Genomic DNA, 221 nt, shown 5'->3' with positions numbered 1-221 from the left:
GGGGTTGCCCCCTGTTAGATACGGAAGTCGCTTAGCTTAGGAACACTCAATGGGAGTTTAGCTCAGCTGGGAGAGCATCTGCCTTACAAGCAGAGGTCAGCGGTTCGAACCCGTTAACTCCCATAAAAAGTCCCGTAGTGTAGCGGTTATCACGTCGCCCTGTCACGGCGAAGATCGCGGGTTCGATTCCCGTCGGGACCGTTTTATAAGTCTGGTGGACT

At 53.8% G+C, this 221-nt stretch carries 2 tRNA genes; both read left to right on the top strand.

Annotated elements, in window-relative coordinates:
- The first annotated feature begins 51 nt into the window (after positions 1-51).
- Positions 52-123 (top strand) — tRNA-Val (locus AT575_RS10455).
- 6 nt (positions 124-129) lie between these two features.
- Positions 130-201: transfer RNA gene (locus AT575_RS10450), tRNA-Asp, on the top strand.
- Positions 202-221: the final 20 nt, after the last annotated feature.

Origin of the sequence: Streptococcus penaeicida, assembly GCF_002887775.1 — a bacterium.
GTDB classification, from domain to species: domain Bacteria; phylum Bacillota; class Bacilli; order Lactobacillales; family Streptococcaceae; genus Streptococcus; species Streptococcus penaeicida.
This window is presented reverse-complemented; position numbering and strand designations above follow the sequence as displayed.